The 3,799-nt window shown below is 64.3% G+C and carries 4 protein-coding genes; 2 read left to right on the top strand and 2 right to left on the bottom strand.

The features are described from left to right. Positions 1-123: 123 nt before the first annotated feature. Both AB1609_17780 and AB1609_17775 read right to left on the bottom strand, forming a co-directional pair. Positions 124-447 carry a hypothetical protein gene (locus AB1609_17780; GenBank protein ID MEW6048297.1) on the bottom strand — a complete coding sequence of 108 codons (324 nt, stop codon included), beginning with the start codon at positions 445-447 and terminating at the stop codon, positions 124-126. Beyond that, positions 448-804 carry a transposase gene (locus AB1609_17775; GenBank protein ID MEW6048296.1) on the bottom strand — a complete coding sequence of 119 codons (357 nt, stop codon included), beginning with the start codon at positions 802-804 and terminating at the stop codon, positions 448-450. A gap of 315 nt (positions 805-1,119) precedes the next feature. On the opposite strand from AB1609_17775, the gene AB1609_17770 reads away from it, so the two are divergent. Together AB1609_17770 and AB1609_17765 are read left to right on the top strand one after the other, a co-directional pair. Next, the gene (locus tag AB1609_17770; GenBank protein MEW6048295.1) at positions 1,120-2,829 is read left to right on the top strand and encodes a DUF262 domain-containing protein; all 1,710 of its coding nucleotides are present in this window, start codon (positions 1,120-1,122) and stop codon (positions 2,827-2,829) included. A gap of 5 nt (positions 2,830-2,834) precedes the next feature. Further along, positions 2,835-3,799, top strand: a 965-nt coding sequence (locus AB1609_17765) for a ParA family protein (protein MEW6048294.1), incomplete at its 3' end; no start/stop codon positions are given.

Below are 3,799 nucleotides of genomic sequence, written 5' to 3'. Positions count from 1 at the left end.
TGACATAACTCACCCAAATCATCGCTCACCGCCTCGGAGAATCCATGACCGCTTATCACCGGGTTTCCACTTTTCAAATCCCCTCGGGGCATACCCCATGGGGTATGGTTTCCGAGCGGTCACCTAGAGGTCGGCCAGAACCCAACCGAACTGCCCGGTCACCAGGCTGAACAGTTCGGCGAGGGTTCCCGTGAAGGGCGTCGGCTCCCATGCCCCACGGTGGTTGGCCATGTCCAGCGCGTACCGCCCGGGGTCGATGCGGCTGAACCGGACCCGCGGCACCTTCTCGCCCCTCTCCCCGGAGTAGATCACCAGGTAACGCCCCCGGCTGAGCACGCCCAGGTGGGTGAGCCCCCGGGCCGTGAGGAGCTGTTGGATCTCCTCCCGGGCTGCCTCATTAAAGGCTCGACGGACCTCCGGCCGGTCCCAAGGGGGCTTTTCAGGCACTCACGCCACCGCCTTTTCCTGCATCGGGTACCCGCGGAAGGTCCACTGGAAGGGGTGACCCTCCGCGGTGTTCCAGCGGGCGATGAAGGCCAGGACGCGCTCCCGCAGATCCTCGGTGGAGTGGAAGTCTCCGTGCTTCAGGCACCGCCGCTGCAGGATCGAGAAGAAGATCTCCACCTGGTTGACCCACGAGGCATGGAGGGGCGTGGTGACGAACTGGAACTTCCCGCGGTGACGCGCGTTGAACTGGCTCCACCGGTGCTTCGGGCCATCGTGGTGGATGTTGAGGTTGTCCCAGATCACGAGGATGCGCGCCGCCTCCCGGTACTCCTCGGCCACCGTCTCCATGAAGCGCAGGTAAACCTGTTCGGCGATGTCGACCCGTCCGGCGGGAGCGTCCGAAGGTCACGCCCGGGACCGCCCGATCGCAAGGACCCCTGCTGGTGCGAAAGCGGCCTAGTGCTCGACTTCGAAGGCATACCTGGGCTGGCGGTAGTCAGCGGACATGACTTTCACATGGCATGCGGATTACTGCGTTCGCCTCAGGCTGGTAGCCGCGGCGGGAATACGATAGCCAGAGAAGCCACCCATAAGCAGGACCGGGCTCTATCCGCTTCGAAACTTACCGCTGAGGCGGGAAAAGCGTCGACCCAGGCGGCGGGGTGAGAGCGCTTGGGACTGACTCAGCTGACCGTCCACGAGGTGGTTAAAAAAGCGGTCTCGGGCTACTTCCAGCTACCCGCGTTCCAACGCCCCTTCGTGTGGAGCCCCGATCAGGTCAAGGAGCTCGCCGTTTCGCTTTATAGCGGCTATCCCATCGGCACCCTGCTGCTGTGGGAACCCAGCGACTGGGCGTTTCCAAAAGGCCCCTCGAGCGCCTTTCCTGCCCACTGGATCGTCGATGGCCAACAGCGCACCACCGCCCTCTGCCTTCTCTTCGGCCAGAGACCCAACTGGTGGGACGACCGGGACGAACCATGGGACGGCCTGCTCCGCCGCAACGAGGTCATGGCGGCGATCAACCCTGTATCCCGGGAACTGGATTTCGCGCTGGCCAACCCGGTCCGCCGGCGGGACCCCAACTGGATTCCAGTGAGGCGGATCCTGGCACGGGAAACCGAGGAATCCCTCCAGGAACTGGTAGATGACCTCGTGGCTCGTCCGGGTTCCCCGCAGGCAGCCCGACCGGGCAGTCTGTATGCGGCCCTGCACGCCCTCTGGCACCGGATCCGTACCCAATCTATCCCTGTCATCACGGTCAACCACGACGTGGAGGACGTCGTCGAGATCTTCACCCGGCTCAACCGGCAAGGCACACAGGTGAGAGAGGCTGACGTCATCGTCGCCGTTTTAGGGGCTGCAGAGCCCGGGTGGGTTCGGAGCGAGCTCCTGGTGTTCCTGCGCGAGCTGGCGGACCGGGGCTTCGACCTTGGGCCCGGCATTCTGACCCGGGCCCTGATTGGCATGGAGCGGGGAACGGCACGTCTTATGGACGGGGTGCGAAGCGGCGGCCAGTTACCTGCTCGAGGCAAGGAAGGAACAGTCGAACCGTTTTGGGGACCGCCCGCCGTCGGAGTATGGCCACGGTTCAAAGAAGCCGTGGCCCTGACGCTCCGCCACCTCAACGACCGGGGACTGCTCAACGCTGAACTCCTCCCCTCCAAGAACAGTCTGATCCCTCTGTTCGCCTTCGTGGGTCGGTTCCTGGCGGGGTCGGCTTCGGGGGCGCTCGACCGACGCGTGTTCGGCCGGGCGTTCCGTTGGTTTCTGATGGCCAATCGGGAGGGGCGTTACAGCGGCTCGGCCGTCACCGCCCTCAGCCAGGATCTAGCCCGTATCACCCGGGCGGATAATGCCCAACAGGCTCTGCATGCCCTTGAGGAGACCCTGGAGCCGTGGACCCCGGATCCGGACGACTTTCTCGTCGATTACCGCAAGGACCGGTTCATGCGGTTGCTGCTCTATTTGACACTGTTCCAGCGTGGAGCCGTCGACTGGGTCAACGGGGTGCGGATCGGGTTCGAGCGTCCGGGCAGCCTAGTGAGCGAGGGGTTCGAACCCGACTGGCACCACATCTTCCCCGCCAGCTTCCTCCGGCGGTCCGGGATACCCGAGGAAAGCATCAATGCGCTGGCTAACGTCACCGTGCTCAACGAGCGCACCAATCGCTACCGACTGAGCCGTTGGCCGCCAAGCGTCTACGTGCGCCACTTCAACATACCGAATGAGCACCTGGAGAGCCATCTCGTCGATCCTGGCATTGTCGAAACAGGCACCCGGGAGCGCGTGAGCGTCGAGGCGTATGAGGCGTTCATCCGGAACCGGGCGGAGCGCCTGGCGCAGGCCGCCCGGCAGTATCTCGACTCGCTGGCGCGGGGGTGAGGGAAATGGCGGTGGCCGTCTCGGTCATCAACTACAAAGGCGGCGTGGGCAAGACGACGCTGGCGGCCAACCTGGGCGCGTACCTGGCGGCGCAGGGGAAGCGGGTGCTGTTGATCGACCTGGACCCTCAGGGAAGCCTGACGTTTTCCTTCGTCAGCGAGGACGAGTGGCGGGACCTTTACAAAGACCGCAAGACTGTCCGCCTCTGGTTCGACCGGTACATCTACGACCGCGCGGGGACGGCCTTCCAGGACCTAATCATTCAGCCACCCGCGGTCGCCGAAAGGTTAGCGGCCCAGGCCTCGCGGACACGGGGCACCGGACGGTTGGATCTGATCTGCTCGGATCTTGGGCTCATCAACGTGGACCTGGAACTCGCGCCCCGGCTGTCGTCGGGCTCCGCCACCCAGGCGGCACACAACTTCCTCAAGGTGCACTCGCTCCTGCAAGAAGGTATCCGCTCGCTTCCGCCCGACCGCTACGACTTCGTCCTGATGGACTGCCCGCCCAACTTCTACATTGTTACCAAGAACGCTCTGGTCGCCAGCGACCACTATTTGGTGCCTGTCCGCCCCGATTACCTGTCGACCATTGGCCTGGACGAACTGGAGCGCCATGTGGCGCAGCTCGTCGAAGAGTATAACGGCTATCTCGGCCGGGTACCGGCCGCCCGCCTCGGCCCGAACGAACCGGGCTGGCAACCCATCCGCCCGAAGCTCCTGGGTGTGGTGCTCACGATGGTGCAGCTCTACCGCGACCAACCCATCGGCGTACAGGAGCACTACATCCGGCGGCTTCAGGAAAAGGGTGTGCCCGTGTTTGAGACCCGGATTCGCGACAACACAAGCCTGTTTGCCGAGGCGCCCCAGTGGGGTGTGCCAGTGGTGCTGACCCAGGCACACAACCCATCCCAGGAGCTGGCACGGGAGGAGCTCGAGACGCTGACTCAAGAGTTTGTCCAATGGCTGCA

The sequence above is a fragment of the Bacillota bacterium genome (assembly GCA_040754675.1).
Taxonomy (GTDB): Bacteria; Bacillota; Limnochordia; order Limnochordales; family Geochordaceae; genus Geochorda.
This window is presented reverse-complemented; position numbering and strand designations above follow the sequence as displayed.